23 protein-coding genes and 1 pseudogene are annotated in these 25,846 nt (G+C 64.3%); 10 read left to right on the top strand and 14 right to left on the bottom strand.

Features of this window, described 5'->3' with window-relative positions; all coding sequences use genetic code 11:
• The first annotated feature begins 14 nt into the window (after positions 1-14).
• Complete coding sequence (locus JV241A_RS15415) at positions 15-443, top strand: DUF411 domain-containing protein (protein WP_134063378.1); 429 nt, start codon at positions 15-17, stop codon at positions 441-443.
• Between the two features lie 10 nt (positions 444-453).
• Positions 454-888, top strand: a complete 435-nt coding sequence (locus JV241A_RS15420) for a YqaA family protein (protein ID WP_115087818.1) — start codon at positions 454-456, stop codon at positions 886-888.
• Here JV241A_RS15420 and JV241A_RS15425 read toward each other — a convergent pair.
• From JV241A_RS15425 to JV241A_RS15450, 6 genes are all read right to left on the bottom strand, one after another.
• Positions 885-1,469 (bottom strand): DinB family protein, encoded by a 585-nt coding sequence (locus JV241A_RS15425; RefSeq protein WP_115087819.1) that lies wholly within the window; start codon positions 1,467-1,469, stop codon positions 885-887. The genes JV241A_RS15420 and JV241A_RS15425 overlap by 4 nt on opposite strands.
• Before the next feature lie 10 nt (positions 1,470-1,479).
• Positions 1,480-2,598: a cell division protein ZapE gene (gene zapE / locus JV241A_RS15430; RefSeq protein WP_134063380.1), complete on the bottom strand. Its 1,119-nt coding sequence runs from the start codon at positions 2,596-2,598 to the stop codon at positions 1,480-1,482.
• Between the two features lie 186 nt (positions 2,599-2,784).
• The gene (locus tag JV241A_RS15435) at positions 2,785-3,933 is read right to left on the bottom strand and encodes a PQQ-dependent sugar dehydrogenase (RefSeq protein ID WP_115087821.1); all 1,149 of its coding nucleotides are present in this window, start codon (positions 3,931-3,933) and stop codon (positions 2,785-2,787) included.
• A gap of 30 nt (positions 3,934-3,963) precedes the next feature.
• The gene (locus JV241A_RS15440; protein ID WP_134063382.1) at positions 3,964-4,284 is read right to left on the bottom strand and encodes a hypothetical protein; all 321 of its coding nucleotides are present in this window, start codon (positions 4,282-4,284) and stop codon (positions 3,964-3,966) included.
• 125 nt (positions 4,285-4,409) lie between these two features.
• On the bottom strand, positions 4,410-5,369 hold the full coding sequence (gene speB, locus JV241A_RS15445; RefSeq protein ID WP_134063384.1) for an agmatinase: 960 nt from the start codon (positions 5,367-5,369) through the stop codon (positions 4,410-4,412).
• A gap of 21 nt (positions 5,370-5,390) precedes the next feature.
• Entirely contained in the window at positions 5,391-6,470 is a 1,080-nt protein-coding gene (locus JV241A_RS15450) for an extracellular solute-binding protein (RefSeq protein ID WP_134063386.1), read from the bottom strand.
• A 100-nt stretch (positions 6,471-6,570) separates the two neighbouring features.
• Here JV241A_RS15450 and JV241A_RS15455 point away from each other — a divergent pair, with 100 nt between their 5' ends.
• Positions 6,571-7,461: a LysR family transcriptional regulator gene (locus JV241A_RS15455; RefSeq protein ID WP_134063388.1), complete on the top strand. Its 891-nt coding sequence runs from the start codon at positions 6,571-6,573 to the stop codon at positions 7,459-7,461.
• A 1-nt stretch (position 7,462) separates the two neighbouring features.
• On the opposite strand, the gene JV241A_RS15460 is transcribed toward JV241A_RS15455, so the two are convergent.
• The 3 genes and pseudogenes from JV241A_RS15460 to JV241A_RS15470 all read right to left on the bottom strand — a co-directional run.
• Positions 7,463-9,898, bottom strand: a complete 2,436-nt coding sequence (locus JV241A_RS15460) for a TonB-dependent receptor (RefSeq protein WP_134063390.1) — start codon at positions 9,896-9,898, stop codon at positions 7,463-7,465.
• A gap of 199 nt (positions 9,899-10,097) precedes the next feature.
• Positions 10,098-10,976 (bottom strand): FecR domain-containing protein, encoded by an 879-nt coding sequence (locus JV241A_RS15465; RefSeq protein ID WP_240047877.1) that lies wholly within the window; start codon positions 10,974-10,976, stop codon positions 10,098-10,100.
• A gap of 7 nt (positions 10,977-10,983) precedes the next feature.
• A pseudogene (locus tag JV241A_RS15470) lies at positions 10,984-11,487 on the bottom strand (sigma-70 family RNA polymerase sigma factor); the annotation flags it as partial.
• 135 nt (positions 11,488-11,622) lie between these two features.
• Here JV241A_RS15470 and JV241A_RS15475 point away from each other — a divergent pair.
• Entirely contained in the window at positions 11,623-12,099 is a 477-nt protein-coding gene (locus JV241A_RS15475) for an LEA type 2 family protein (protein WP_134063394.1), read from the top strand.
• Between the two features lie 3 nt (positions 12,100-12,102).
• Here the strand turns inward: JV241A_RS15475 and JV241A_RS15480 are convergent, their stop codons facing one another.
• Positions 12,103-13,032, bottom strand: coding sequence for a carbon-nitrogen hydrolase family protein (locus JV241A_RS15480; protein ID WP_134063396.1), 930 nt, complete (start codon positions 13,030-13,032; stop codon positions 12,103-12,105).
• An 87-nt stretch (positions 13,033-13,119) separates the two neighbouring features.
• Between JV241A_RS15480 and JV241A_RS15485 the strand changes: the two genes are divergently transcribed.
• Positions 13,120-14,028, top strand: a complete 909-nt coding sequence (locus tag JV241A_RS15485) for a LysR family transcriptional regulator (protein WP_115087830.1) — start codon at positions 13,120-13,122, stop codon at positions 14,026-14,028.
• A gap of 3 nt (positions 14,029-14,031) precedes the next feature.
• On the opposite strand, the gene JV241A_RS15490 is transcribed toward JV241A_RS15485, so the two are convergent.
• On the bottom strand, positions 14,032-14,286 hold the full coding sequence (locus JV241A_RS15490; protein WP_010226580.1) for a hypothetical protein: 255 nt from the start codon (positions 14,284-14,286) through the stop codon (positions 14,032-14,034).
• A 130-nt stretch (positions 14,287-14,416) separates the two neighbouring features.
• On the opposite strand from JV241A_RS15490, the gene JV241A_RS15495 reads away from it, so the two are divergent.
• A complete protein-coding gene (locus JV241A_RS15495; RefSeq protein ID WP_115087831.1) occupies positions 14,417-14,737 on the top strand; it encodes a DUF883 family protein in 321 nt (106 codons plus the stop codon).
• Between the two features lie 54 nt (positions 14,738-14,791).
• On the opposite strand, the gene JV241A_RS15500 is transcribed toward JV241A_RS15495, so the two are convergent.
• Positions 14,792-15,406 carry a response regulator transcription factor gene (locus JV241A_RS15500; RefSeq protein WP_115087832.1) on the bottom strand — a complete coding sequence of 205 codons (615 nt, stop codon included), beginning with the start codon at positions 15,404-15,406 and terminating at the stop codon, positions 14,792-14,794.
• Between the two features lies 1 nt (position 15,407).
• Positions 15,408-17,213, bottom strand: a complete 1,806-nt coding sequence (locus JV241A_RS15505; protein WP_134063398.1) for a PAS domain S-box protein — start codon at positions 17,211-17,213, stop codon at positions 15,408-15,410.
• A gap of 191 nt (positions 17,214-17,404) precedes the next feature.
• On the opposite strand from JV241A_RS15505, the gene JV241A_RS15510 reads away from it, so the two are divergent.
• From JV241A_RS15510 to JV241A_RS15520, 3 genes are all read left to right on the top strand, one after another.
• Positions 17,405-19,027, top strand: coding sequence for an acyl-CoA synthetase (locus tag JV241A_RS15510; RefSeq protein ID WP_115087834.1), 1,623 nt, complete (start codon positions 17,405-17,407; stop codon positions 19,025-19,027).
• A gap of 24 nt (positions 19,028-19,051) precedes the next feature.
• Positions 19,052-20,821 carry an acyl-CoA dehydrogenase C-terminal domain-containing protein gene (locus tag JV241A_RS15515; RefSeq protein WP_115087835.1) on the top strand — a complete coding sequence of 590 codons (1,770 nt, stop codon included), beginning with the start codon at positions 19,052-19,054 and terminating at the stop codon, positions 20,819-20,821.
• Positions 20,822-21,012: 191 nt separating this feature from the next.
• Positions 21,013-22,017 (top strand): FecR family protein, encoded by a 1,005-nt coding sequence (locus JV241A_RS15520; protein ID WP_115087836.1) that lies wholly within the window; start codon positions 21,013-21,015, stop codon positions 22,015-22,017.
• A 26-nt stretch (positions 22,018-22,043) separates the two neighbouring features.
• Here JV241A_RS15520 and JV241A_RS15525 read toward each other — a convergent pair whose 3' ends face one another.
• Positions 22,044-23,363: a Na+/H+ antiporter NhaC family protein gene (locus tag JV241A_RS15525; RefSeq protein WP_115087837.1), complete on the bottom strand. Its 1,320-nt coding sequence runs from the start codon at positions 23,361-23,363 to the stop codon at positions 22,044-22,046.
• 269 nt (positions 23,364-23,632) lie between these two features.
• On the opposite strand from JV241A_RS15525, the gene JV241A_RS15530 reads away from it, so the two are divergent.
• Positions 23,633-25,780, top strand: coding sequence for a methyl-accepting chemotaxis protein (locus tag JV241A_RS15530; protein WP_134063400.1), 2,148 nt, complete (start codon positions 23,633-23,635; stop codon positions 25,778-25,780).
• Positions 25,781-25,846 lie beyond the last annotated feature (66 nt).

The following is a 25,846-nucleotide window of genomic DNA, read 5'->3' on the forward strand; positions in this document are numbered from 1 at the left end:
AGTGGAGAAGTACCATGCTGAGCAAGAATATCGTCGCCTTCGGCCTGCTGGCCCTGAGTACCCTGGCTCAGGCCGGGCAGACCATCGACGTGTACCGCGACCCCAACTGCGGCTGCTGCAAGGAATGGATCAAGCACCTGCAAGACAACGGCTACACGGTCAACGACCATGTCGAGCCGAACATGAGCGCGGTCAAGCAGCGCCTGGGTGTCGCACCACGTCTGGCCTCGTGCCACACCGGGGTGATCGACGGCAAGTTCGTCGAAGGCCATGTACCGGCTGAGCAGATCAAGCTGCTGGGCAAGCGCCCCGATCTCAAGGGCCTCGCCGTACCGGGCATGCCCATGGGCTCGCCGGGCATGGAAATGGGCGACCACAAGGACGCCTACCAGGTCATCGGCCTGACCCTTGAGGGCAAGGACGAAGTGGTCGCCAACTACTGATCTGACCGTGATGCTCAGCTATTGGGCGCTGTTTCTCAGCGCCTTCGGCGCAGCCACCTTGCTGCCGCTGCAATCGGAAGCCGTGCTGGTCGGCCTGCTGCTGCGCGAACCTGAAGCCGTGGTCAGCCTGTTGCTGATTGCCACCGCCGGGAACGTGCTCGGTTCGATCGTCAACTGGCTGCTGGGCCGCGGCATCGAGCACCTGCGCGGCAAACGCTGGTTCCCGTTCAAGCCCGAGCAGCTGGAAAAAGCCCAGCAACGTTATCAGCGCTATGGCCAGTGGTCGCTGCTGCTGAGCTGGATGCCGGTGATCGGCGACCCGCTGACGCTGATTGCCGGGATCATGCGCGAGCCGTTCTGGCGCTTTTTAGTGCTGGTCACTGTCGCCAAAGCCGGCCGTTACCTGGTGCTGGCGCTGCTGACGCTCGGCTGGATGCAGCACTAGCGCCCCCAGATCTGCGCCTCGGTCCAGCCCAGCTCGGCAAAGTCCTGGGCGCGCAGGTGCGCTTCATCCTCACAGAAGAACTCATCCAGCTGCGGCGGGCGCACCGAGGTGTCACTGAGCATCGCGTGCACCTGGCCGCGGTGGTGGATCTGGTGCTCGAACAGGTGCGACAGCAGGCGCAGGCGTTGCTCGCGCTGCACCCAGTCGGGGCGCACGATATTCACGTAACGGTGCAACTGGTCGTCACGCAGCTGGCTGCAGTAGGCGATCAGCCGGTGGTCGGCCTGGACCTGTTCGGCGTGCAGTTCCAGACAGGTGGCATAAGGCTCATCGGGTTCGAAGAAGCGCTGGCTGTCCGGGTCGGGCGCTTCGCCGCGCTGCTCGCACTCGAGGGCCTGCAGGTAGAACCAGTCGACGGTGAGGATGTGGTTGAGGGTGGCCTTGATCGACGGGAAGAAACTCGCCCGTGGGGCGACGAACTCGTCCTGGCTCAGTTGCCTGCAGGCCTTGTACACCCTGTGGTTGGCCCAGCCATTCTGGTAGGCCATGGTCAGCAGGTAGTGCGAGAGAGGCTCGGCCATGATCGATTCCTCAGCAAAAGCGTTGCAGTTGCATCTCCCGCAAACGGCTGAGCGTACGCCGGAACGGGAACTCCAGATACCCTTGAGTGTAGAGTGCTTCCAGCGCCACCTCGGCTTCCAGGTACAAGGCGATTCGACGGTCGTAGCATTCATCGACCAGGGCGATGAAGCGCCGCACGCTGTCGTCATGTACTGATAGCTGCGGCAGTTCGCGGTCCCCGGCCACCACCCGCTGGGCGCCATCCTCGGTGCCGCGGGCAATCTTCGCCGGGCGCTGGCGGGCACCGAGGGCCGGCACCTCGCCCAGCAGGATGGCCTGGAAACTGTCGCACAAGGCCATGAAATCCATGGCGGCAAAGGGTTGCTCACAGAGGTCGGCGTAGCGACACCAGAGCACGCTGTCGCAGCGTTGCACCACGTTCAAGCTGCGCGAGCCGATCTGCAGCGGCTGGCCAGCGCTCGCTTGATCACCACGTAACTGGGCGAAGACCTGCTCAAGGGCACTGGGCCGGCCGTTGTCGCGTACCCAGTAGCGTTGCTGCGCCGCGCCCGGATGCAGGCGATGGTCCTGCTCCCCTGCTACGGCGACCACCTGCATATGCTGCTCGATGGCGGCAATCGCCGGCAGGAAGCGCTCACGGTTGAAACCGTCGCTGTAGAGCTGCTCGGGCGGCTGGTTGGAAGTGGCAACGATCACCACCCCGGCCTCGAACAGCACCTGGAACAGGCCACCGAGAATGATCGCATCGCCGATGTCGTTGACGAACAGCTCGTCAAAACACAGCACGCGGATTTCTTTGGCCAGGGACAAGGCCAGCGCCTGCAAGGGCTCGGCCGTGCCGTTGAGCTGGAACAGACGTTGATGCACCCAGCGCATGAAGTGGTGAAAGTGCTGGCGCCGGGCCGGTACCTGCAGGCAGGCGTGGAACTGATCCATGAGCCAGGTCTTGCCGCGTCCGACCGGGCCCCAGAGGTAGACACCCGTTGGGGTTTCGCCGCGTTGCAGGGCCTCGAAGCAGGTTTGCAGGGCCGTGGCGGCCTGCAACTGGGCCGGGTCGCTGACAAACCCCTGGCTGGCAATGGCCTGCCGGTAGAGGGTCAGGGGGGACTGTTCGGTGAAGCAGGACATGCGCGGCGTCCGTCGCAAAAGCAGGCATTCTGCGGCTGCAGCGCAGTATGGGGCAAGCCCGCATTCTGTGGGAGCTGGCTTGCCAGCGATGGGGCCAGTACAGCCTGCACATCAGAAGGCGCCTGGATTACGACCGCTGCGCGCTCGATCGCAGGCAAGCCAGCTCCCACAGCTCTCGGTGCAACTCTAAAGATCCAGCCCGACTTTGAGCAGCGCCCCATCACGCTCATCGGTCAGCAGGTACAGATACCCGTCCGGCCCTACCCGCACATCGCGAATCCGCGCCTTGAGCTCGCCGAGTAAACGCTCTTCATGCACCACTTTGTCGCCGTTGAGTTCCAGGCGAATCAGCTCCTGCGCCGCCAGCGCGCCGATGAACAGGCTGTGCTCCCACGGCTTGAAGCGTGGGTTGTCGTAAAACGCCATGCCGCTGATGGCCGGGGATTTTTCCCAGACATGGTGCGGGTCGACCATGCCATCGACATGCTCGCCCCTGGCTTCTGGAATCGGCATCAGCGAATAGTTGATGCCATGGGTGGCAATCGGCCAACCAAAGTTCTTGCCGGGCTTGGGGATGTTGATCTCATCACCGCCACGGGGCCCGTGCTCGTTGGTCCACAACTCGCCGGTCCAGGGGTTGAGCGCCGCGCCCTGCTGGTTGCGGTGGCCGAACGACCAGATTTCCGGGCGCACGTTATCGCGGCCGACAAAAGGGTTGTCCTTGGGCACCGTGCCGTCCGGGAGGATGCGCACCAGCTTGCCCTGCAGCTTGTCCAGGTCCTGCGAAGTCGGCCGCTGGTTGTTCTCGCCAAGGGCGATGAACAGGTAGCCGTCGCGGTCGAACACCAGGCGCGAGCCAAAATGGTTGCCGCTGGAGAGCTTGGGTTGCTGGCGGAAAATCACGTTGAAGTCTTCAAGCTTGGCACTGTCTGCTGACAAGCGCCCGCGGCCCACCGCTGTGCCGGCCGTGCCGCCTTCCCCGCCGCCTTCGGCATAGGACAAGTAGACCATGCGGTCCTGCTTGAAAGTCGGCGACAGCACCACATCGAGCAGGCCGCCCTGGCCCTGGGCCCACACCTCAGGGACGCCGCCCAGTGGTGCCCCGACCTTGCCTTCGGGGCTGACGATGCGCAGGTTGCCAGCCCGCTCGGTCACCAGGATGCCCTGGCCGTCCGGCAAGAATGCCAGGGCCCAGGGGTTGCGCAAGCCCTCGGCGAGGGTGCTGACCTTGACGCTGCCCTCCTCGCTCTTGAAATCGCGCTCGGGCGCGGCGTGGGCCAGCAGCGGCAGCAACGCCGCGGTCATCAGGGTGGGTAGCCAGGTGCGTGGGGACATCAGCGATTCCTTCCAGGGAGGGCCTGTTACTCAGGGCGCGGGCGCAGGTGCGCGCGGCGGGCGGGTGGGTTCCAGGCGCGGGGTGGTCTGTTCGCGGCGGATGTTTTCGCCATTGCCGATACCGCGGTTTTCAAGGGTCGGCGGGCGCGGATTGGGCTGGGTCGAAGGGCCGCGCACAGGCGGCGTGGCCGGCACGCTGCCCTGTCGGCTGTTGGGGTTGGCGCGCATGATCGGGCTGTTGTAGGGGTTGTTGTTGCTGGCCGCCAGCTGCAACGGCGCGGCAACGGGCGCAGCCTGCAGCGGCGAGCTCAAGAGCAGGGCCATTGCCAGGCCCGACAGGGATCGGTTCACGGTATTCACCTCCGGCACCACGCGGCGCCGAAAACCAGCGCGCCCAAGCGTTGGATAGCCTAAGGCGCGACAGGTTCGCCGGGAAACCTCGAATTCCCCCGGAGGTGATTCATTTTGTTACCGGATCAGCTATCGACCTTATGCCGGGCGGCATACAGGCAGAGCATCTCCATGGCCAGGGTCGCACCGGCCAGGGCAGTAATATCGGCATGGTCGTAGGCCGGCGCGACTTCCACCAGGTCCATGCCCACCAGGTTGATACCGCGCAGCCCGCCGAGGATTTCCAGCGCCTGCACCGTGGTCAGCCCACCACACACCGGGGTGCCGGTGCCTGGGGCGTACGCAGGGTCCAGGCAGTCGATGTCGAAGGTCAGGTACACCGGCTGGTCGCCGACCCGTTGCCGAATCGCCTCGATGATCGCCTGGGTACCGCGTTGATGCACCTGGCGGGCGTCGAGCACGGCAAAGCCCTGGGTATCGTCATTGGTGGTACGCAGGCCGATCTGCACCGAGCGCGCCGGGTCCACCAGGCCTTCACGGGCGGCATGCCAGAACATGGTGCCGTGATCGACGCGCTGGCCCTCCTCGTCCGGCCAGGTGTCGCTGTGGGCGTCGAAGTGAATCAGCGCCAGCGGTCCGTGTTTGCTTGCATGGGCCTTGAGCAGCGGGTAGCTGATGAAGTGGTCGCCGCCCAGGGTGAGCATGGCGCAGCCGGCCTCAAGAATCTGCTCGGCATGGGCCTGGATGCTTTCCGGCACGGTATGCGGGCTGCCGTAATCGAAGTTGCAGTCGCCATAATCGGTTACCGCCAGGTGATCGAAGGGGTCGAACTCCCACGGCCAGTGCCGGGCCCAGGCCTGCTGCACCGACGCCGCGCGAATCGCCCGCGGCCCGAAACGCGCACCGGGGCGGTTGCTGGTGGCGGTGTCGAACGGCACCCCGCTGACCACCACATCGACACCGCGCAGGTCGCGGCTGTAGCGGCGGCGCGAGAAGCTGGTGATGCCGGCAAAGGTGTTTTCGGCGATGGTGCCGTAGAGGCTGTCGCGGGTGATGGCCTGGTCGTTGTCGGGGGCGAGGTCCATGGTCGGGCTCCTGGTCTGTTGTTATTGGCGGCTACGGAAGGTGGTCCAAAGGCGAGTGCGCTGGCGCATGTCGGCCAGGCTCATGCTGCGGTCGGCAAACAGCCGCGCGCGCACTTCGGCCGAAGGGTAGATGTCCGGGTCGCTGCGTACCGCCTCGTCCACCAGGGGCGTGGCGGCCTGGTTGGCATTGGCGAAGAACAGCGTGTTGGTCAACGGCGCCACCGAGTCGGGGCGCAACATGAAGGCAATGAAGGCGCGGGCGGCGTCCGGGTGCGGCGCGTCCTTGGGCATGACCAGGTTGTCCTGCCAGATCAGCGTGCCTTCGCGGGGAATGCGATAGATCACCTGGTACGGCTTGCCAGCCTTTTGCGCCTGGTCGGCGGCCATGGCCGCGTCACCGTTGTAAGTCAGGGCCAGGCACACACTGCCGTTGGCCAGGTCGTTGATCTGCCGGCCGTTGGCGACATAGCGGATGGAGGGTTGCAGTTGCTTGAGCAGTGACTGGGCGGCCGCCAGGTCGTTTTTGTCGCGGCTGTAGGGATCCTTGCCCAGGTAATTCAAGGCTACGCCAATCACCTCCTGGGGCGAGTCGGACATGGCAATCCCGCAATCCTTGAGCTTGCTGGCGTACTCGGGCTTGAACAACAGGTCGAGGCTGTCCAGCGGTGCATCGCCCAGCCGCTGGCGCACCGCCTCAAGGTTCATGCCCAGGCCCAGGGTGCCCCAGGTGTAGGGCACGGCGTACTGATTGCCGGGGTCGACCTCGGCCAGCTTGGCCAGCAGGTCTTTGTCTAGATTGCCGTAGCCGGGCATGGCCTGGGCCTGCAGCGGTTGCAAGGCACCGGCAGCCAGGGCGCGGGCCAGCAGGCTGGTGGACGGCACCACGACGTCATAGCCACTGCCACCGGTGAGCAACTTGGTTTCCAGGACTTCGGTGGTGTCGAAGGTGTCGTAGCGCACCTTGTAACCGGTTTCCTGCTCGAAACGCTGCAAGGTTTCGGGGGCGACATAGTCGGCCCAACTGTACAGATTGAGGACTTTTTCCTCGGCCTGCACCGGCAAGGCCAGGACCAGGGACAACAACCACAGGGATGTACGCATGTCGGGCACCTTTGTCAGTGGATGCCGCCAGCATGCCTGCCGGGTTACATTACTAAAATGGCAAGTCAATTAACCTGACATTCATCGGGAGCAATGTTTGATGTTGGGACAACTGCACGACCTCGACCTGCATCTGCTGCGGCTGTTCGTCACTGTAGTCGAGGCCGGTGGCTTCAGCGCCGCCCAGGGCGTGCTGGGCCTGAGCCAGCCAAGCATCAGCCAGCAGATGGCGCGCCTGGAAACCCGTCTGGGTTATCGCTTGTGCAGCCGCGGCAAGGGCGGCTTTCGCCTGACCGCCAAGGGTGAAGTGCTGCTCAAGGCCACTCGCGAGCTGCTGGTGCAGATCGAGGCGTTTCGCCATCAGGCCAATGGTGTAGCCGGGCGTTTGCTCGGCGAGGTGCGCATCGGCATTTCCGAAGCCCAGGAAAGCACCGTGACCTTGCGCCTGGCGCGGGCCATCGAGCGCTTTCGCCAGCGTGACGAGTCGGTGCGCCTGGAACTGGTCAGCGCCATGCCGGCAGACCTTGAACGTCAACTGTTGCAGCAACGCCTGGACCTGGCCATCGGCTATTTTTCCGGCAAACAGGCGGCGTTCGATTACACGCCGTTGTTCGAAGAAAACCAGCGCCTGTACTGCGCCAGCCATCATCCGCTGGCCGGCCAGCCGGACGTTAGCCTGGAGGCGTTGCAGCAGGCCGACCAGGTCGAACACCCCTACCGTTTCCAGAGCCGCCAGGAGCCCTTTGACGGCACCAGTGGCGCAGCCCGTTCAGAGCAGGTGGACGGTGCCCTGACCTTCATCCTCTCCGGCCAGCACATCGGCTACCTGCCCTGCCACTACGCCGAGCCTTGGGTTGAGCGCGGCCTGTTGCAGGGCCTGGACCCGGCGCTGGATTTCACCGTGCCGTTCGTGCTGGTGCGCCATCGCGCCCAGGTGCCCAGCGACGCCCAGCAGGCCTTCGCGGCCGACCTGCTGGCAGCCTTCGCCTGACTCAGTAGGCCAGCGACCAGGTCAGGGTGTAGGTGCGGCCACGGCCCTGGTAGTCGTAGAGGTAGGCCGGGCCGTAGGTCGGTGAATAGAACAGCGTCGCGCGCTGGCCCCAGACGGTGCTGTACTGTTTGTCGAGCAGGTTCTGGATGCCGGCACTGAAGGTCCCGAAGCCGGTGTCCTGGCTGCCCAGCAAGTCGAAGGTGGTGTAGCCGCTGATCGTGTGATCGGCATCGTCCTTGAGGGTGAAGGCGTGGTTGGCCTGCAGGCGTGCACTACGGCCATCGCCCTTCCAGCCGACGAAGGCAGTGGACTTGGACAGCGACGCATAACGGGCATCGCGCTTGATCCAGTCGCCGTCCTTGTCTTCCTCTTCCGAGCGCACCAGGTGCAGGGTGCTGCCGGCCTCCCAGCCGCTTTCGAAGTGGCGGGTCAGCGCGCCTTCAAAGCCGAAGTCGCGGCTCTTCTGTTCTTCGACGTTGATGGTCAGGGTGGCCATGTCGGTGGTGATGATCTTGTCCGACCAGATGTAGTACACCGCCGCCTGGGCGTCCCAGTCCAGGTCGGCATAGCGCCAGCCCAGTTCCACCTGGCGGCTCTTGATCCCGGCCAGCGGGTTGTCTTCGACGCTCAGGCCCGGCTTGCCGTAGTACTTGGCCGGGTCCGGCAGGTCGAAACCTTCGCCGTAATTGCTCCAGACCTGGTGGCCGTTCTTGAAGTCGTAGATGGCGCCAAGGTTGAACAGGTTGACCTGGTAGTCGTTGTTGCCGCCGGGCACGCTCTTGAAATCGCCGACATCGACGTCCATCTGCTGGCGCCGGGCGCCGCCGGAAACCGTCAGGTTATCGGTCGCCTTCCAGTCCAGCTGGGCGTAGGCCGAAATGCCATCGACCCGGTAGCTGGGGTAGCGCGCCGCCTTGCTGGCTTCATCCAGGTCCAGGCCACCGCTTTCGGACGACGTCAGGGCATCGAAGGTGGTCTGGTCGGCATTGAAGCGCTCGCGGTCCAGGTCCACGCCGTAGGTCAGCTTGAGACTGTCCCACTGCTTGGCGAACAGCGCCTTGAGGCTGCTGACCTCGAAGTTCTGCTGCGAGGCGGCAAAGTACACGCCCTTGGAGCCCGCCGGTTTGCCGGTGTTGTAGTACGGGAACGGATAGAAGTTGTCGTCTTCCTTGCGGTACGAGGCCTGCAGGTAGAAGTCCTGGCCGAGCACATCGCTGTGGTGGTAGTTGGCATTGAGCAGCAGGCGCTTGGTGCGCGGCTCTAGGTCGGTGGAATAGCCACCACGCAGCTCGGCATCTTCCAGGTCCGATGGGCCGTTGTAGTTGAGGTTGGGAAAGTAGATACCGGTGCTGCCGTGGTTACCCGAGTCGTAGTACTGGGCCAGCAGGTCGAGGCTCTGCTCGTCGTTGAATTTCAGGCCCAGGCTGCCGAGCACGTCGATGGTGCGGTTGTACTGCAGGTCGGTCTGGGTGTTGTCGATGAAGATCTGGTCGCCGGCACCGTCGTAGAAGGCTTCGTTCTGCTCGGCGGACACGCCCAGGCGCGCGTTGACGCGCTCGTTGCCGCCGCTGATCGACTGGGCGATGCGGGTCGACAGGTCGTCGCTGTTGTTGAAGCCGCTGCTGGCGCCCAGCTGGGTTTCAAAGCGCGCCGGCCCCGCCTCGCCCTTCTTGGTGACGATGTTGATGATCCCACCGGTGGCGCCGCCGCCATAGATGGCGCTGGCGCCGGAGAGCACCTCGACACGCTCGACGTTGAACGGCGAAATGCTGTCGAACTGGCGCGACAGCCCGCGTGAGCTGTTCTGGCTGACGCCGTCGATCATCACCAGCACGTTGCGCCCGCGCATGTTCTGGCCGTAGTTGGTGCGCCCTTCCGGCGCCAGGTCCAGGCCCGGTACCAGTTTGCCGATGGCCTCCTTGAGGCTGACGCCGCTGTCGATCTGCTCGCGCAATTGCTGTTGGTCGACCACCCAGACGGTGCCGGGGATTTCGCTGATCGAGGTGCTGGTACGCGAGGCCACGCTGACTTCGATGGGCTTGAGGCTGATACTTTGCGCCGCCGCGCTCTTGCGCAGGATCACCGTGTTCTGCTCGCTGAACTGCCAGCTCATGCCGCTGCCGGCCAGCAGGCTTTGCAGGGCCTGGGCGATGCTGTAGCGGCCATTGAGCGCCGGGCTTTGCCGGCCGGCCACGTCCTGGCTGGTAAACAGCAGGTGCAGGCCCGCCTGGTCGGCGAAGGCGGTCAGGGCCTGGTCGAGGCTCTGCGCTGGCAGGTCCAGGGATACTTCACGCTCCTGCTGGGTGCTGGCGGCATTTACCGCATCGGCAGCGTGCACTTGTAGCGTGCCGAGCAATGCGGCAACGGCAGTGGAGGCCAGCAGGGCGTGTTTGAAATAACCGGTGGAACGGGCGATTGGCTTGAGCGGACCCTTCACTGTTTTCTTCCAGGCAAATGGTTGTAAATGAGAATGGATTGCTGATCAGTCTCACTACGACGATTGGGCGGGGAAGAACTTGCAGTGGGAATTTGAAAATATTTTTTGCGCAGTTACGACCCTATCGCTGGCAAGCCAGCTCCCACAGGTACGGTGCATGCAATACCTGTGGGAGCTGGCTTGCCAGCGATGAGACCCGTCAGTACACCACCGCCAGCCAGGGCAGGTAGGTAACCTTCAATGCATAGCGCTGCTCAAGGGTGCGCAACAGCCCCTCAGGGTCGTTCAGGTCAAACACCCCGCTGACCTGCAGCGCCGCCAGTTGCTGGTCAGACAGCACGATACGCCCGTGCTGATAGCGCTCAAGCTCGGCCAGTACTTCACGCAGCGGCTTGCCGTTGAAGATCAGCTTGCCGCGCTGCCAGGCGGTTTGCGCCCGGGCATCGGGCGATGTTTCCAGCAACTGCCCGCCGACCCGCGCCTGGCCCTGGGCAACCACCACGCGATTGCGCGCACCGTCCCGGCGCACACTGAATACCGCAGCGCTGCCCTGCACGGGCTCAGCCCCGGCATCGACCACGAACGGCCGCGGGTCGGCGGCCGGCTCGAACAAGGCCTCGCCGGCCTTGAGGACAACGCGGCGCTCGCCACGGTTGAAATCCACCGACAAGGCGCTGCCACTGTTGAGGGTGACCTGCGAGCCATCGGCCAGGGTGATGCGTTGCTGCTGGCCAACCCCGGTGTGGTAGTCGGCAAGCAAGGCTGGCGCCTGCTGCACACCGCCATATCCGACCAGCGCCAGCACCAGCGAAGCGGCAATTTTCGAGCCCCAGCGCCGCCGACGTGGCGCCGTCGCTACGACTTCAGCCGCCGCGCGGGTCTGCCCGAGGTCCGCCCACAACGCCTCGGCTTCGCTCGCGGCCTCGGCGTGAGCCGGGCTCAGCGCGCACCAGCGCTGGTAGCGTTGTTGGTCGCTGGCGCTGGCGTTGCCCGAATGCAGCAGTACCTGCCAGTCGAGGGCATCATCGGACAAATCGCTGATCGGCTGCGGCGCGGGCATGGCAAGGGCATCAGTCATGGTTGTGTTTGAGCCAGTCGCGACAATGGCGCAGGGCCTGGCCGATGTATTTTGCCACCATGCTCTCGGAAACGCCCAGCCGTTGTGCAATCTGCGCCTGGGTCAAGCCTTCGACGCGGTTGAGCAGCAACGCCTGACGGGCATTGGCCGACAATTGCAGCAAAGCTTCATCGAGCAGCTCCAGGCGTTCACTGGCCAGCAACGCCGCTTCCGGCGCTGGCGCCGGGCACGGTACCTGGTGCGCCGCTTCGCTGTCGTCGAGGTTGGCGCTCATGCGTTGCTCACGGCGCAGGGTATCGATCGCCAGGTTGCCGGCCACGCGAAAGATAAAGCTGCGCGCATGCAGCACCGGCAGGTCCTGCTGCTCGATCTTTACCAGCTTGAGGTAGGTTTCCTGGGCGACGTCGGCGGCCCGCTGCCGGTCGCTCATGCGCCGGGTCAGGAACTGCAGCAGGTCATCGTAATGTTCCTGGAAGCTTGAAAGCAGTCCGGACACGGGAGACGTCAACATGAAGGATTCGATGGGCCAGTGGGAGGAATTAGCGGGCGTTAATGAGAACAAGTATCTTTCATAACGCACAGCACTTTCAACGCCGCTGTGCATTTGCCACACTCGCAGCTGTTCTCCTGCGCTGGAGCTGTGCCCGTGACCCGATTCCTACGCCTTTGCCTGGCCCTGCTGTTGATCGGCGGCCTGAACGCCTGCGCCCTGTTCCAGGCGCGCGATCCGGTGAACATCAGCGTGATCGGTATCGATCCCCTGCCCGGCCAGGACCTGGAGCTGCGCATGGCGGTGAAGATCCGCGTGCAGAACCCCAACGAAACCGCGATCGACTACAACGGCATCGCCCTCAACCTTGAGGTCAACGGCCAGCCGCTGGCAGCGGGCGTGAGTGATCAAAGCGGCAGCATCGGCCGCTTCAGCGAAGGCGTGCTGGTGGTGCCGGTGAGCATCACCGCGTTCTCGGTGCTGCGCCAGGCCGTGGGCCTGAGCCAGGTGCGCAGCCTCGACGGCCTGCCCTACACCGTGCGCGGCAAGCTGGCCGGTGGCGCGTTCGGCACCCGGCGCTTCAGCGACAGTGGCCGGCTCAACCTGCCACAACCGGCCAGCGCGCCCTGGTAAAACTCAGCCCTGGTTGATGAAGCGCACGCCGGGCTTGCTGCGCTCATCCACGCTCAGCTCGAAGATATCCGGCCGCGCATAGTGGCCAACCACGTCGAAGTCATAACGGGCACGCACCAGTTCCTCAGTATCGATTTCGGCGCACAACAGCCCGCGCTCACCCACCAGCGGCCCGGCCAGCACCTCGCCCAGCGGCCCGACGATCACGCTGCCCCCGGCAATCAGCTGGCGCTCGCCCGGCCAGTCGGCGACCTCGATGCCCAGCGCGTTGGGCGAGTCCTGCACCTGGCAGGCACTGATCACGAAGCAACGGCCTTCGGCGGCGATATGGCGCATGCTCATCTGCCACAGCTCACGCTCGTCCACCGTCGGTGCACACCAGAGCTCCACGCCCTTGGCGTACATCGCTGTGCGCAGCAGCGGCATGTAGTTTTCCCAGCACACCGCAGCGCCGATACGCCCGGCACGGCCTTCGATCACCGGCAAGGTCGAGCCGTCGCCACGGCCCCAGATCAGCCGCTCGGTACCGGTGGGCATCAGCTTGCGGTGCACCGCCACCAGGCCCTGCTCGGGCTCGAAGAACAGCACGCTGCAATACAGGGTATGGCCGCTACGCTCGATCACCCCGAGCACCAGGCTGGCGCCGGTACGCGCCGACAACCCAGCGAGGGCCTCGGTCTCGCTGCCGGGTACGTCGATGGCATTGGCGAAGTAGCGGGCGAAGGCTTCGCGGCCTTCGGGCAGGCGGTAGCCCAGGCGCGTACCGAAGGTCTCGCCCTTGGGATAACCGCCCAGCAGCGCTTCGGGCATCACCACCAGGCTGGCGCCCGCGTTACTGATGGCCTGCTCGTACGCAAGGATCTGCTCCAGGGTATGGGCTTTGCCTTCAGGCGATGAACCGATCTGCAAGGCGGCGACGACGGACTTGGTCATTAGCGGGTGCTCCGGGTGGGCGATGGGTATTGCAGATTGTCGGCGCCGGACCAATCATGAATAAAGCCCACTTCGTTTCTGAATGATATGAATCCTGCAAATATCACCGACATCGACCTCAACCTGCTCAAGGTCTTCGAAGCCCTGCACGACGAAGTCAGCGCCAGCCGCGCTGCCGTACGCCTGGGCCTGACCCAATCGGCAGTCAGCGCTGCCTTGCGGCGTTTGCGCGAGGTCTATGGCGACCCGCTGTTCATGCGCACCGGGCGTGGCCTGGCGCCAACCCTGCGGGCCAACCAGCTCAAGCCGCTGATCAGCGAAGCGTTGAACAAATGCCGGCAAAGCCTGGCCCTGCTCGATCCGCAAGCCGAACAGTTCGAAGGCCGGGCAGTGACCCTGGGCCTCTCCGATGATTTCGAGATTGCCTACGGCCGGGCCTTGATCGAGCAGGTGCAACGGCTGGCGCCGGGCCTGCGGCTGATCTTTCGCCAGACTCACAGCCAGATCGTCGCCCGCGCTTTACTTGATCGCAGCCTTGATCTGGCGCTGGCCTCAGGCGGGTTTTCCGCCCGCCTGCTCAGCCGCCGGGTGCTCGATGAAGGGGATTATCTGTGCCTGCTCGACCCGCACAGCATGGCGCCCGGGCAAAGCGCATTAAGCCTGGATGAGTTCGTGGCGCGGGAGCAGATTCTGGTGTCATCAGGGGGGTTTATCGGCATCGTCGACGAGGCACTGGCCGAACTGGGCTTGAGTCGCCGGGTGGCGGCGTCGACCAGCCATTTTGCTGCCCTGGCTTACTTGCTCAAGGGCAGCGAGCGCCTGGCCACCCTGCCCGGCCATGCCGCCCGGACCATTGCCGAAACCGCCGGCCTGGTGGTGCTGCCGTGCCCGCTGGCCTTGCCGCAATATCCGGTGGAACTGGGCTGGCGCACCGGCGGGCAACCGGACCCGGCGCTGGAGAAAGTCCGTGAAGCGGTACTGGCGGTGTTCGCCTGAGGCTTACTTGGCCGCTGCCATCAGCTTGTTGACTTCACTGCGGACCATGTTGGCGTATTCGGGCGGCGACATGCCGTCCAGTTCGGCCCGGACCCATTCGGCCCACTTGCCCTTGCGCCGTGGTTTTTCGGCGATCAGCCGGGCGGCGTCGGCCTTGGCCTTGCCCAGGTTGGTCTGCCAGAGCTCGAACAGTCGTGCTTTCTCGTCCTCGATCTGCGCCCGTTCGGCGAAGCTCTTGTTGGCCAGATTGAAACTCATGAGGGGTGTCCTGCCGCTGGAAAATAGGCGCTATCTTACACTGTAGCCGCCGGGGCCCGGCAAACCGCTGCAACTTTCCGCGCCCGGCGGCATCCACTGTTCAATGCCATCAACTGACGAGGAAACGCCCATGGCCAGGAAAACCACCGTGCAAAGCGATGCCGAGCAAATCAAGGATCAGGCTTTCAGTGAACTGCAGGCGTTGATCGAAGAGTCGGAAAAACTACTGAACGACAGTGCCGCACTGGTTGGCGAAGAAGCCGAAACCCTGCGCGCCCAGATCGGACTGAAATTGAAGCAGGCCCGTGATGCGGTCACCAGCGTGCGCAGCAAGGCGCAGCCAGTGGTGGATGCCACCCAGGACTACATCGGTGGCCATCCGTGGCAGACGGTGGCGATTTCCGCGGGGTTCGGCCTGGTGGTCGGTTTGCTGCTGGGGCGCAGACCTTAAAAGCATCGCAGGTCCGGCTCGCTCCTGTGGGAGCGGGCTTGCCCCGCGATCAATTCAACGCAAGTTCAACGGCTGCACCAACCCACAAGCGATCGCCATCCCCACCAGCGCCGGCAAGTGATCGGCCTGCATGCGCTTCATCACCCGCGAGCGATACAGGTCGACCGTCTTGATGCTGACCTCCAGCTGCTCGGCAATTTCCCGATTGGTATAGCCCTGCACCAGCGGCAGGAACACATCACGTTCGCGGGGCGTGAGGCTGTCGACACGCGCCTGCACCGCTTCCAGCGGCCCGGCATGGCGCACTTGCCCGAGCGCGTCCTGAACGCTATCGAGCAGTAACTGATCGTTGTAGGGTTTTTCGATGAAATCGCAGGCCCCGGCCTTGAAGGCCCGCACCACGATCGGCACATCGGCGTGGCCACTGACAAAGATCACCGGTAAATCGATCCCCCGCGCACGCAACGCGTCCTGCACGCTCAAGCCGCCCATCCCCGGCATGCGCACATCCAGCAGCACACAGGCCGGCACATGGCCGTCGCAGGCGTCAAGAAACGCCTGGCCACTGGTGAACGGCAGCGCCTGCAAGCCCACCGACTCGAGCAACCACACGGTCGAATCGAGCATGCCCTGATCATCATCGACCACATACACCCGCGGTTCCTGCATATCACTCCCCACTGTTTGCCACCGGCGCCAGCCGACAGCACAAGATCAATCCGCCCGCCTCGCCAGGCTGTGCCTGCAAGGTGCCGCCAAAGCCTTCGACGATACTGCGGCTCATGCTCAGGCCCAAACCCAGGCCGTCCGGCTTGCTGGTGTTGAACGGGGTGAAGATGCCATCCAGGCACTCGGCCGCCACCCCCGGCCCCTGATCGCTGACCCGGATCGTTAGCCAGCCCGCCGCAAGCTCGGCGCTGAGCAGGATACGCGAGGCCTGGCCGTCGTGCTGGTCACGGTTGGCGTCGATGGCATTGCGCAACAGGTTAAGCAGCACCTGTTCGAGCAGCACCCGGTCGGCATACACCGGTGGCAACCCCTCCTCTACACGCTGCTCGATGCTCACCTGATCGCGGCTGGCCTCCCAGTCGCACAGGCGTACCGCTTCAGCCACGACATCGGCAATCGCCAAGGCCTGCAGGCGTCGCGGTTCCTTGCGCAAAAAGGCGCGCAAGCGCTTGATCACTTCAGCGGCATGGGTCGCCTGTTCATTGATGCGCTGCAAGCCTTGGGCGACGCGTTGCGCGGCCTGCGGATCGCGCTCCACGGCTTGCAGGTAACGCTGGCTGGCACTGGCGTAATTGACCACCGCCGCCAGCGGCTGGTTGATTTCATGAGCAATCCCCGAGGCCAGCTCGCCCAGGGTAATCAGCCGGGCGCTGTGGGCCAGTTCGTCCTGATGGCGGCGTTGCTGGCTTTCGCGCAGTTCACGCTCGGTCATGTCGCGGGCCACCAGCGAGTAGTAGCGCTCACCACCGGTAGCGCGATGGGCCAGCAACACCAGCGATACCGGAAACGCCGCGCCGCCCTGGTGCGGGATCAGCCGCGCCTCGGCCTGCCACACGCCGTGCTGCTCGGCACGCTGCCAGCCTTCGCTGTGCAAGCGCTGCTGCAGCTGCGGGTCGAGCAAGGCGTGCAACCCGGGCAGCGGCTCTACCCCCTGCAACCCCAGGGTCCGCCGCGCCGAGCGGTTGAGGTAGCTGAGCCGGCCGTCGCGGTCGCTGAACAGCACCAGGTCGGTGTTGGCTTCGACCACCTCGGCCAGGCGCCGGCGGTTTTCCTGGGCTTCGATACGGACACTGATGTCCCGCGAGACGCTGACAATCTCCACCACGGCACCGGTATAGGTTTCGCGGATGGCGCGGCTGGCGATCTCGAACCACAGGTAACGCCCGTCACGGTGCCGCACCCGGCAGGTCATGGTCTGGTAGCCGTCCTGCTCCAGCGCCTGGGATGCCTGCAACAACGATTGCTGGCGATCCTGGGGATGGAACAGCGACTGCACTTGCACCCCGCGCAGTTCTTCCGGCCAGTAGCCCAGCAGGCGGAACGCGGCGGGCGAGGCATCGATAAAACTGCCGTCAGGCGTGTGCCGGGAAATCAGGTCGGTGGTGTTCTCGGTGATCAGCCGGTACAGGCGCCGGGCCTGGCTGGCGTCACGTTCACCCTGGCGCTCCAGGGTGGCATCACGACAACGCGCCAGCACCTGCTGGGCGGCGTCATCGGGGATGAAGGTCCAGAGCAGGATCTGCCCGGCCACCGGCGCCTCGACCTCATTGATCGCCCGCCCTTGCTCCAGGCAGGCGCGCACCAGTGCCCGGTAGTTGCTCGGCAGCCAGTGCTCGACGTCACGCTGCGGCCAGGGCCCGAGCAGCGCCTGCAAGGCCGGGTTGCTGGCCAGTACGCTGGCTGAAGCATCCAGCAACAGGCTCGGTTGCGGATCCTTGGCCAGCAGCAAGGTGAAAGAAGTATCCAAAGCGGCGCCTCAGGGCTTTTATAGTATTTATACCATATTGCTATAGTCTATCTTCCAGTTACCATAGCCATTCGCGTAAAACTTGCGACAGCGGAAGGGCCTGCCCTTCACGAAACCTGATCAGAGCTAACAATCAGCCATCGGAGGTTTCAGTTCGCCACGGGCGACTGCCTCCTGCACAGGACGACCTCATGTCGATTTTCTCCCAGGGCCTGGCGCCCGCCCCTGTCAATCATGTTGCCTTGAGCCCCTTGAGTTTCATCGAGCGTACCGCCGCCGTCTACGGCCAGTACCCGGCGGTGATCCACGGCGCGATCCGGCGCAACTGGCAACAGACCTACGAACGTTCCCGTCGCCTGGCCAGCGCCCTGGCCGGGCGCGGTATCGGTCAGGGCGATACGGTGGCGGTGATGCTGCCGAACATTCCGGCCATGCTCGAAGCGCACTTTGGCGTGCCGATGATCGGCGCCGTGCTCAACGCCCTCAACGTGCGCCTGGATGCCGAGGCCATCGCGTTCATGCTCGAGCACGGCGAAGCCAAGGTACTGATCAGCGACCGCGAGTTCCACAAGGTCATTGAAGCGGCCCTGGCGCTGATGGAATACCCGCCGCTGGTGATCGATGTCGATGACCCGGAGTACGGCGAAGGCCAGGCGGTCAGCGACCTGGACTATGAAGCCTTTCTCGCCGAAGGTGACCCCGAGTTTGCCTGGCACTGGCCCGAAGACGAATGGCAGGCGATCTCGCTGAACTACACCTCCGGCACCACCGGCAACCCCAAGGGCGTGGTCTATCACCACCGCGGCGCCTACCTCAACGCCCTCGGCAACCAGATGACCTGGGCCATGGGCAACCACCCGGTGTACCTGTGGACCCTGCCGATGTTCCACTGCAACGGCTGGTGCTACCCCTGGACCGTCACTGCCCTGGCCGGCACCCATGTGTTCCTGCGCCGGGTCGACCCGCAGAAGATCCTCACCCTGATCCGCGAACATCAGGTCAGCCATTTGTGCGGTGCGCCGATCGTGCTCAATGCGCTGATCAACATGCCCGAATCGGCCAAGGCGGCGATCGATCACCCGGTCAATGCCATGGTCGCCGGCGCGGCGCCGCCGGCCAAGGTCATCGGCGCGGTGGAAGAAATGGGCATCAAGGTCACTCACGTCTATGGCCTGACCGAGGTCTATGGCCCAGTGACGGTCTGTGCCTGGCACGCTGAATGGGATGAACAACCGCTGGCCGAACGGGCGCGAATCAAGTCGCGCCAGGGCGTGCGCTACCCGACCCTCGAAGGCCTGATGGTCGCCGACCCGCAGACCCTGGAGCCGGTACAGCGCGACGGCAACACCCTGGGCGAGATCTTCATGCGCGGCAACACAGTGATGAAGGGCTACCTGAAAAACCCCGAAGCCACCGCCGAAGCCTTCCGTGGCGGCTGGTTCCACACTGGCGACCTGGCGGTGTGGCATGCCGACGGCTACGTGGAAATCAAGGACCGGCTCAAGGACATCATCATTTCCGGCGGCGAGAACATCTCCACCATCGAGGTCGAAGACACCCTGTACAAGCACCCGGCGGTACTCGAAGCCGCCGTGGTCGCCCGCCCGGATGACAAATGGGGGGAAACCCCTTGCGCCTATATCACCCTCAAGGCCGGCTGCGAGGGCACCCGCGAAGCCGAGATCATCGCCTTTTGCCGCGAGCACCTGGCCGGCTTCAAACTGCCGAAAACCGTGGTGTTCAGCGAATTGCCGAAGACCTCTACCGGCAAGATCCAGAAGTACCTGCTGCGCGACTGGGCCAAGGCGCTCTGACCCCTTTTGACTGCGAGAACTGCCATGCCTGAATTCAATGCTCCCCTGCGCGACATGCGCTTTGTCCTTCATGAAGTGTTCCATGGCCCGGCCCTGTGGGCGCGCCTGCCAGCCCTGGCCGAGCGGGTCGATGCCGACACCGCCACGGCCATCCTCGAAGAGGCGGCGAAAATCACCGGCCAGTTGCTCGCCCCGCTCAACCGCAGCGGCGATGAACAGGGCGTAGCGTTCGAGGCCGGTGCAGTGCGCACCCCGGACGGTTTTCGCCAGGCCTGGCAGACCTACCGCGACGGCGGCTGGGTGGGCCTGGCCGGCAACCCGGAATTTGGCGGCCTGGGCATGCCGAAGATGCTCGCGGTGCAGTTCGAAGAGATGCTCTATGCCGCCAACTGCAGCTTCAGCCTGTACTCGGCCCTGAGCGCCGGCTGCTGCCTGGCGATCGACGCCCACGCCAGCGACGCGCTCAAGGCCACTTACCTGCCGGCGCTCTACAGTGGCCAGTGGGCCGGCACCATGTGCCTGACCGAGCCCCACGCCGGTACCGACCTGGGCATCATCCGCAGCAAGGCCGAGCCCCAGGCCGATGGCAGCTACAAGGTCAGCGGCACCAAGATCTTCATCACTGGCGGCGACCAGGACCTGACTGACAACATCATCCACCTGGTGCTGGCCAAGCTGCCGGATGCGCCGGCCGGGCCCAAGGGCATCTCGTTGTTCCTGGTACCCAAGCGCCTGGTCAATGCCGACGGCAGCCTGGGCCAGAGCAACGCGGTCAGCTGTGGCTCGCTCGAACACAAGATGGGCATCAAAGCCTCGGCCACCTGCGTGATGAACTTCGACGGCGCCACCGGCTACCTGATCGGTGAACCGAACCGCGGCCTGGCGGCGATGTTCACGATGATGAACTACGAACGCCTGTCGATCGGCATCCAGGGTATCGGCTGTGCCGAGGCCTCTTACCAGAACGCCGCCCGCTACGCCTGTGAGCGCCTGCAAAGCCGGGCAGCCACCGGTGCCCAGGACAAGGAGCGGATTGCCGACCCGATCATCGTCCACCCGGATGTGCGGCGCATGTTGCTGACCATGCGCGCCCTCACCGAAGGCGGACGCGCCTTCGCCACCTACGTCGGCCAGCAACTGGACATCGCCAAGTACGCCGAAGACGCCGATGAACGCGACGCGGCGCAACGTCAGGTGGCGCTACTGACCCCGGTGGCCAAGGCCTTCTTTACCGACAACGGCCTGGAAAGCTGTGTGCTCGGCCAGCAGGTGTTCGGCGGCCATGGTTACATTCGCGAATGGGGCCAGGAGCAACTGGTGCGCGATGTGCGCATCGCACAGATCTACGAGGGCACCAACGGTATCCAGGCCCTGGACCTGCTCGGGCGCAAGGTCGTGGCCGATGGTGGCCAGGCGCTGGCGGCCTTCGCCGCGCAGATTCGCCAGTTCAGCGCAACCGAACCGCCTTTTCGCCAGCCGCTGCTCAACGCCCTGGACGAGCTGGAGGACCTCAGCCAGTGGCTGTGCGAGCAAGCGAGCCGCGACCCGAATGCCATTGGCGCGGCATCTGTGGAGTACCTGCAATTGTTCGGCTACGTCGCCTACGCCTACATGTGGTCGCGCATGGCCGCGGTCGCCCGCGACGCGCTGGTGCAAGACCCGGCCTTTTACGGCGCCAAGCTCGCCAGCGCGGCGTTCTTTTTCGAACGCCTGTTGCCCCGGACGCTGTCGCTGCAAGCCAGCATTCGTGCCGGCAGTGCCTCGTTGTTCGAGCTTGACGCCGCGCAGTTCTGAAGAACGGCCGGCGCTGCTGCCCGGTGGCGCAGGCCTACCTTTCGTCCGTGATTTTGTAAGCAATCATTGTCAAATCCGTGGTTTTACGGGGTTTTGGCGGTAAAAAAACCTACAACTGATAGTCATTCGCCATTATCTCGGTTCTCGGCCACCTACCCTGCAAGGTAGAATGGACAAAACCGGGAGTTTCAATGAACCACACCAGTCTCAGCGCCGCCGAACATGATGCCATCACCGATGCCGCTGCGCAGTGGTGCCTGCGCTTGCAAGCTGAAGACTGCACCGCCGCCGAGCGGCTGGCGTTCGAGCAATGGCTGACGGCTCATCCGTTGCACCTGCAGGAATACCAGGCGATGGTGGACATCTGGCAGACCGCCGACCATCTGCCCCGCACCTTCCCCGACAACGTCGTGCCCCTGCCTCAGCGCCGCCGCGGCACCTGGCAGCGATTCGCCACGGCCGCAGCCATCGCCCTGGTGACCCTGCCGGCTGGCGCCTGGATCGGTTGGGAGCAAGGCTGGCTGCCCAACAGCTATCAATACCTGGAAAGCAGTGAGCATCTGAGCCGCGTAGTGCTCAGCGACGGCAGCGAAGTCGAACTCAACCTCAACACCGAACTGCGTTTCACCAATTACAAGGACGAGCGTCGGGTCACGCTGATCAAGGGCGAAGCCTTCTTCAAGGTCAGCCACGACAGTCAGCATCCCTTCGTGGTGCACGCGGCCAATGGCTGGACCCGGGTCACCGGCACCCAGTTCAACGTGTGGAAGTATGACGATCAGGTCAAGGTGACACTGGTGGAAGGTTCGGTATTGGTCAGCAGTGACGGCAAGGCCAGCGACAGCAGCTACCGCCTTGGCCCGGGCATGCAGGCCAGCTACCGGGCGGGTGATTACGAACCGCATCTGGATCAGACCTACAGCCAGGACAACAGCCTGGCCTGGCGCAATGGCAAGCTGATCCTTGACAACCAGAGCCTGGCCCAGGCCCTGCCGATGATCAACCGCTACCTGGACAAACCCCTGCAACTGGCTGACACCAGCACCGGTAGCATTCGCATCAGCGGCATCTACAACACCAGCGAGATCAAGCGTCTGGTCAGTACCCTGCCCAAGGTGTTGCCGGTGTACCTGACCCAGAACAAGAGCGGCAACATGGTGCTTAACCGCATCTCGCCGCCACCCGCCAAAGGCTGAGCCTTGCGCTCAGCCCCTGCGCAGCCCTAGAGCATCATCGCCGCCAGCCAACCGAACGCCAGCAACGGCAGATTGTAGTGGATGAAGGTCGGTACCACAGTGTCCCAGATATGGTGGTGCTGACCGTCGACGTTCAGGCCCGAGGTCGGCCCCAGGGTCGAATCCGACGCGGGTGAACCGGCGTCGCCCAGGGCACCGGCAGTACCGACGATGCACACGGTCGCTACGGGATCGAAGCCCAGTTGCACGCACAGCGGCACGAAGATCGCCGCCAGGATCGGCACGGTGGAGAACGACGAACCGATGCCCATGGTCACCAGCAGCCCCACCAGCAGCATCAGCAGTGCACCGATGCCTTTACTGTGATTGATCCAGGCCGCCGAGGCCTCGACCAGGGTCTTGACCTCACCAGTGGCTTTCATCACCTCGGCAAAGCCCGAGGCGGCGATCATGATGAAGCCGATCATGGCCATCATCTTCATGCCTTCGGTGAACAGGTCGTCGGTGTCTTTCCAGCGCACGATGCCCGACACCGAGAAGATCAGAAAGCCGGCCATGGCGCCGATGATCATCGAGTCCAGCCACAACTGGATGATGAACGCCGCCGCAATGGCGAAGCCCGCTACCAGCAGGGTCAGCGGGTTGTAGCTCACGGCCACCTGCTCGACCTGCTCGATTTTCTCCAGGTCATACACGCGCTTCTTGCGATAACTGATGAACACCGCCACCAGCAAACCGAAGAGCATGCCCGCCGCCGGGATGGCCATGGCATGGGTGACGTTGACGCCACTGACATCCACGCCGCTGCGGCTGACACTGCCCAGCAGGATCTGGTTGAGAAATATGTTGCCAAAGCCCACCGGCAGGAAGATGTACGGGGTGATCAGGCCGAAGGTCATCACACAGGCCACCAAGCGCCGGTCGATCTGCAGCTTGGTCAGCACATACAGCAGCGGCGGCACCAGCAACGGAATGAAGGCGATATGGATCGGCAGGATGTTCTGCGACGAAATTGCCACCACCAACAGCAGGCCGATCAGCAGCCATTTGACCTTGCCGCCGTTGCTGTGCCCCTGCCGGTCGATCATGGCCAAGGCACGATCAGCCAGGGCATGGGCCATGCCCGACTTGGCGATGGCCACGGCGAAGGCGCCGAGCAAAGCATAGGACAACGCCACCGTGGCACCGCCACCCAGCCCGCCGTTGAAGGCCTTGAGCGTGCCTTCGATGCCCAGGCCGCCGACCAGCCCACCCGCCAGGGCACCCACGATCAGGGCAATCACCACATGCACGCGGGACAGGCTCAATACCAGCATGATGCCGACCGCGGCAATTACTGCATTCATTCTGTGACCTCTAGAAACCAGACAAAAAGCGACCGATCCGGCGACAGACTGCTCGGGAGCAGTGGCCGAACGACAGGTATTTTTATGGAGGGCGCACACTCTGAAGCAGACCCCCGCGCTTGTCAAAAAAACGGGATTTCGCGCCTGCGACAATCAGTCGCTTCCGTGACCGAAAACGACGCATTTCAATTGAACGTTTGAATAAAGAAAACGGCATCGCGGCCGATATAGTCGGCAGCCTCAATCTTTCAGGATCAAAGGACTTCGCCATGTCGTTCAGACAACTTTCCATTCAGTGGAAGATCACCCTGCTGGCCGGCCTGTGCCTGGCCGGCATCGTTACCCTGCTGGTGGGACTCTCGCTGTACCGCATGGAGCACAGCACGCAACTGGTCAAGGCCAGCAGCATGCAGATGCTCACTGAAGCGGCCCAAGGACGCATCGAGTCCCAGGGTGAAGTCCAGGCCTTGAACATCCGTCGCCAGTTCATGGATGCCTACCAGTACGGTGCCGGCTTCTCCCGCCAGGTACTGTTCCTTCGCGAGCAGGCCGAGAAGCGCTTCCTCGATGCCTTCGACCTGCGCGAAGACATGACCCGCCAGGTGCGCGCCGCGCTGCAGGCCAACCCCGACCTGCTCGGCCTGTCGCTGGTGTTCGAGCCCAACGCCCTGGACAACAAGGACTCGCTGTTCGTCGACCAGAAAGAACTGGGCAGCAACGAGAAAGGCCGCTTTGCCCTGTACTGGTCGCAACCGACCCCGGGCCAGCTGACCTCAATGGCGCTGCCTGAGCGCGACATGAACGACACCAGCATCGGCCCCAGCGGCGAGCCGGCCAACACCTGGTCGGTGTGCCCGCGCACGACCCGCAAGGTCTGTGTGATCGAGCCCTACTTCTATGAAATCAACGGCCAGCAGGTGCTGATGACCAGCATCGTGTTCCCGCTGATGGCGGCCGACAAGGTCATCGCCACCCTGTCCATCGACATCAACCTCAACAGCCTGCAGGCCATGAGCCAACAGGCCAGCCGCAACCTTTACCAGGGCCAGACCCAGGTCGGCATTCTCAGCCCCGTGGGCCTGCTGGCCGGTTACAGCCCGGACGCCAGCAAGCTGGCCCAGCGCTTTGACCAGGTCGATATGGAAAAAGGCGCCGAGCTGATCCGCTTGCTCGGCGATAGCACTCCGCTGCACAGCATCCACCACAACCAGCGCCTGAAAGTGCTGGCCTCGTTCGCGCCGATCCCCGGCGGCAAACCCTGGGGCGTGCTGCTCGATGTGCCGGAAAGCGCCCTGACCGGCCCGGCCGAAGCCCTCAAGCAAGAGCTCGACCAGCGCAACACCAGCGGCACCCTGATGGAACTGGGCCTGGGCCTGCTGGCGGCTATCGTCGGCCTGCTGCTGATCTGGCTGATGGCGCGCACCGTGACCCGGCCGATCCTCGGCGTCGCGGCCATGCTCAAGGACATCGCCAGCGGCGAAGGCGACCTGACCCGCCGCCTGACCTACGACAAGCGCGATGAACTGGGTGAGCTGGCCGGCTGGTTCAACCGCTTCCTCGACAAGCTGCAGCCGACCATTGCCGAAGTCAAACGCTCGGTCCAGGCCGCCCGCGATACCGCCGACCAGTCCTCGGCGATCGCCAGCCAGACCAGCGCCGGCATGGAACAGCAGTATCGCCAGGTCGATCAGGTGGCCACCGCCTCCCATGAAATGAGCGCCACCGCCCAGGACGTCGCCCGCAGCGCAGCGCAAGCCGCCCAGGCAGCCCGTGACGCCGACCAGGCCACCCGCCAGGGCCTGGCCGTGATCGACCGCACCACCAGCAGCATCGACACCCTGGCCGCCGACATGAGTACCGCCATGGGCCAGGTCGAAGGTTTGGCCGAGAACAGCGAGAAGATCGGTTCGGTGCTGGAAGTGATCCGCTCGATCGCCGAGCAGACCAACCTGCTGGCCCTCAACGCCGCCATCGAAGCCGCCCGTGCCGGTGAAGCCGGTCGTGGTTTTGCCGTGGTGGCCGACGAGGTCCGCAACCTGGCCCGCCGCACCCAGGAATCGGTGGAAGAAACCCGCCAGGTCATCGAACAGCTGCAGGCCGGTACCCGCGAAGTGGTCGGCGCCATGGACAGCAGCCATCGCCAGGCCCAGGGCAGCGTCGAGCAGGTCAGCCAGGCGGTCACGGCCCTGCAGCAGATCGGCGATGCGGTCACGGTGATCAGCGACATGAACCTGCAGATCGCCAGCGCCGCCGAAGAGCAGAGCGCGGTGGCCGAAGAGATCAACAGCAACGTGGCGACCATTCGTGACGTCACCGAGTCGCTGTCGGAACAGGCCAACGAATCGGCGCGGGTCAGCCAGTCGCTCAACAGCCTGGCCAACCAGCAGCAGGGGCTGATGGATCAGTTCCGGGTGTAACCCCGTGGGAGCTGGCTTGCCAGCGATCGAGCGCAAAGCGCTCGCTGGTGGAGCCTCATGCAGGCC

Origin of the sequence: Pseudomonas sp. JV241A (genome assembly GCF_900275665.1) — a bacterium.
Taxonomy (GTDB): Bacteria; Pseudomonadota; Gammaproteobacteria; order Pseudomonadales; family Pseudomonadaceae; genus Aquipseudomonas; species Aquipseudomonas wadenswilerensis.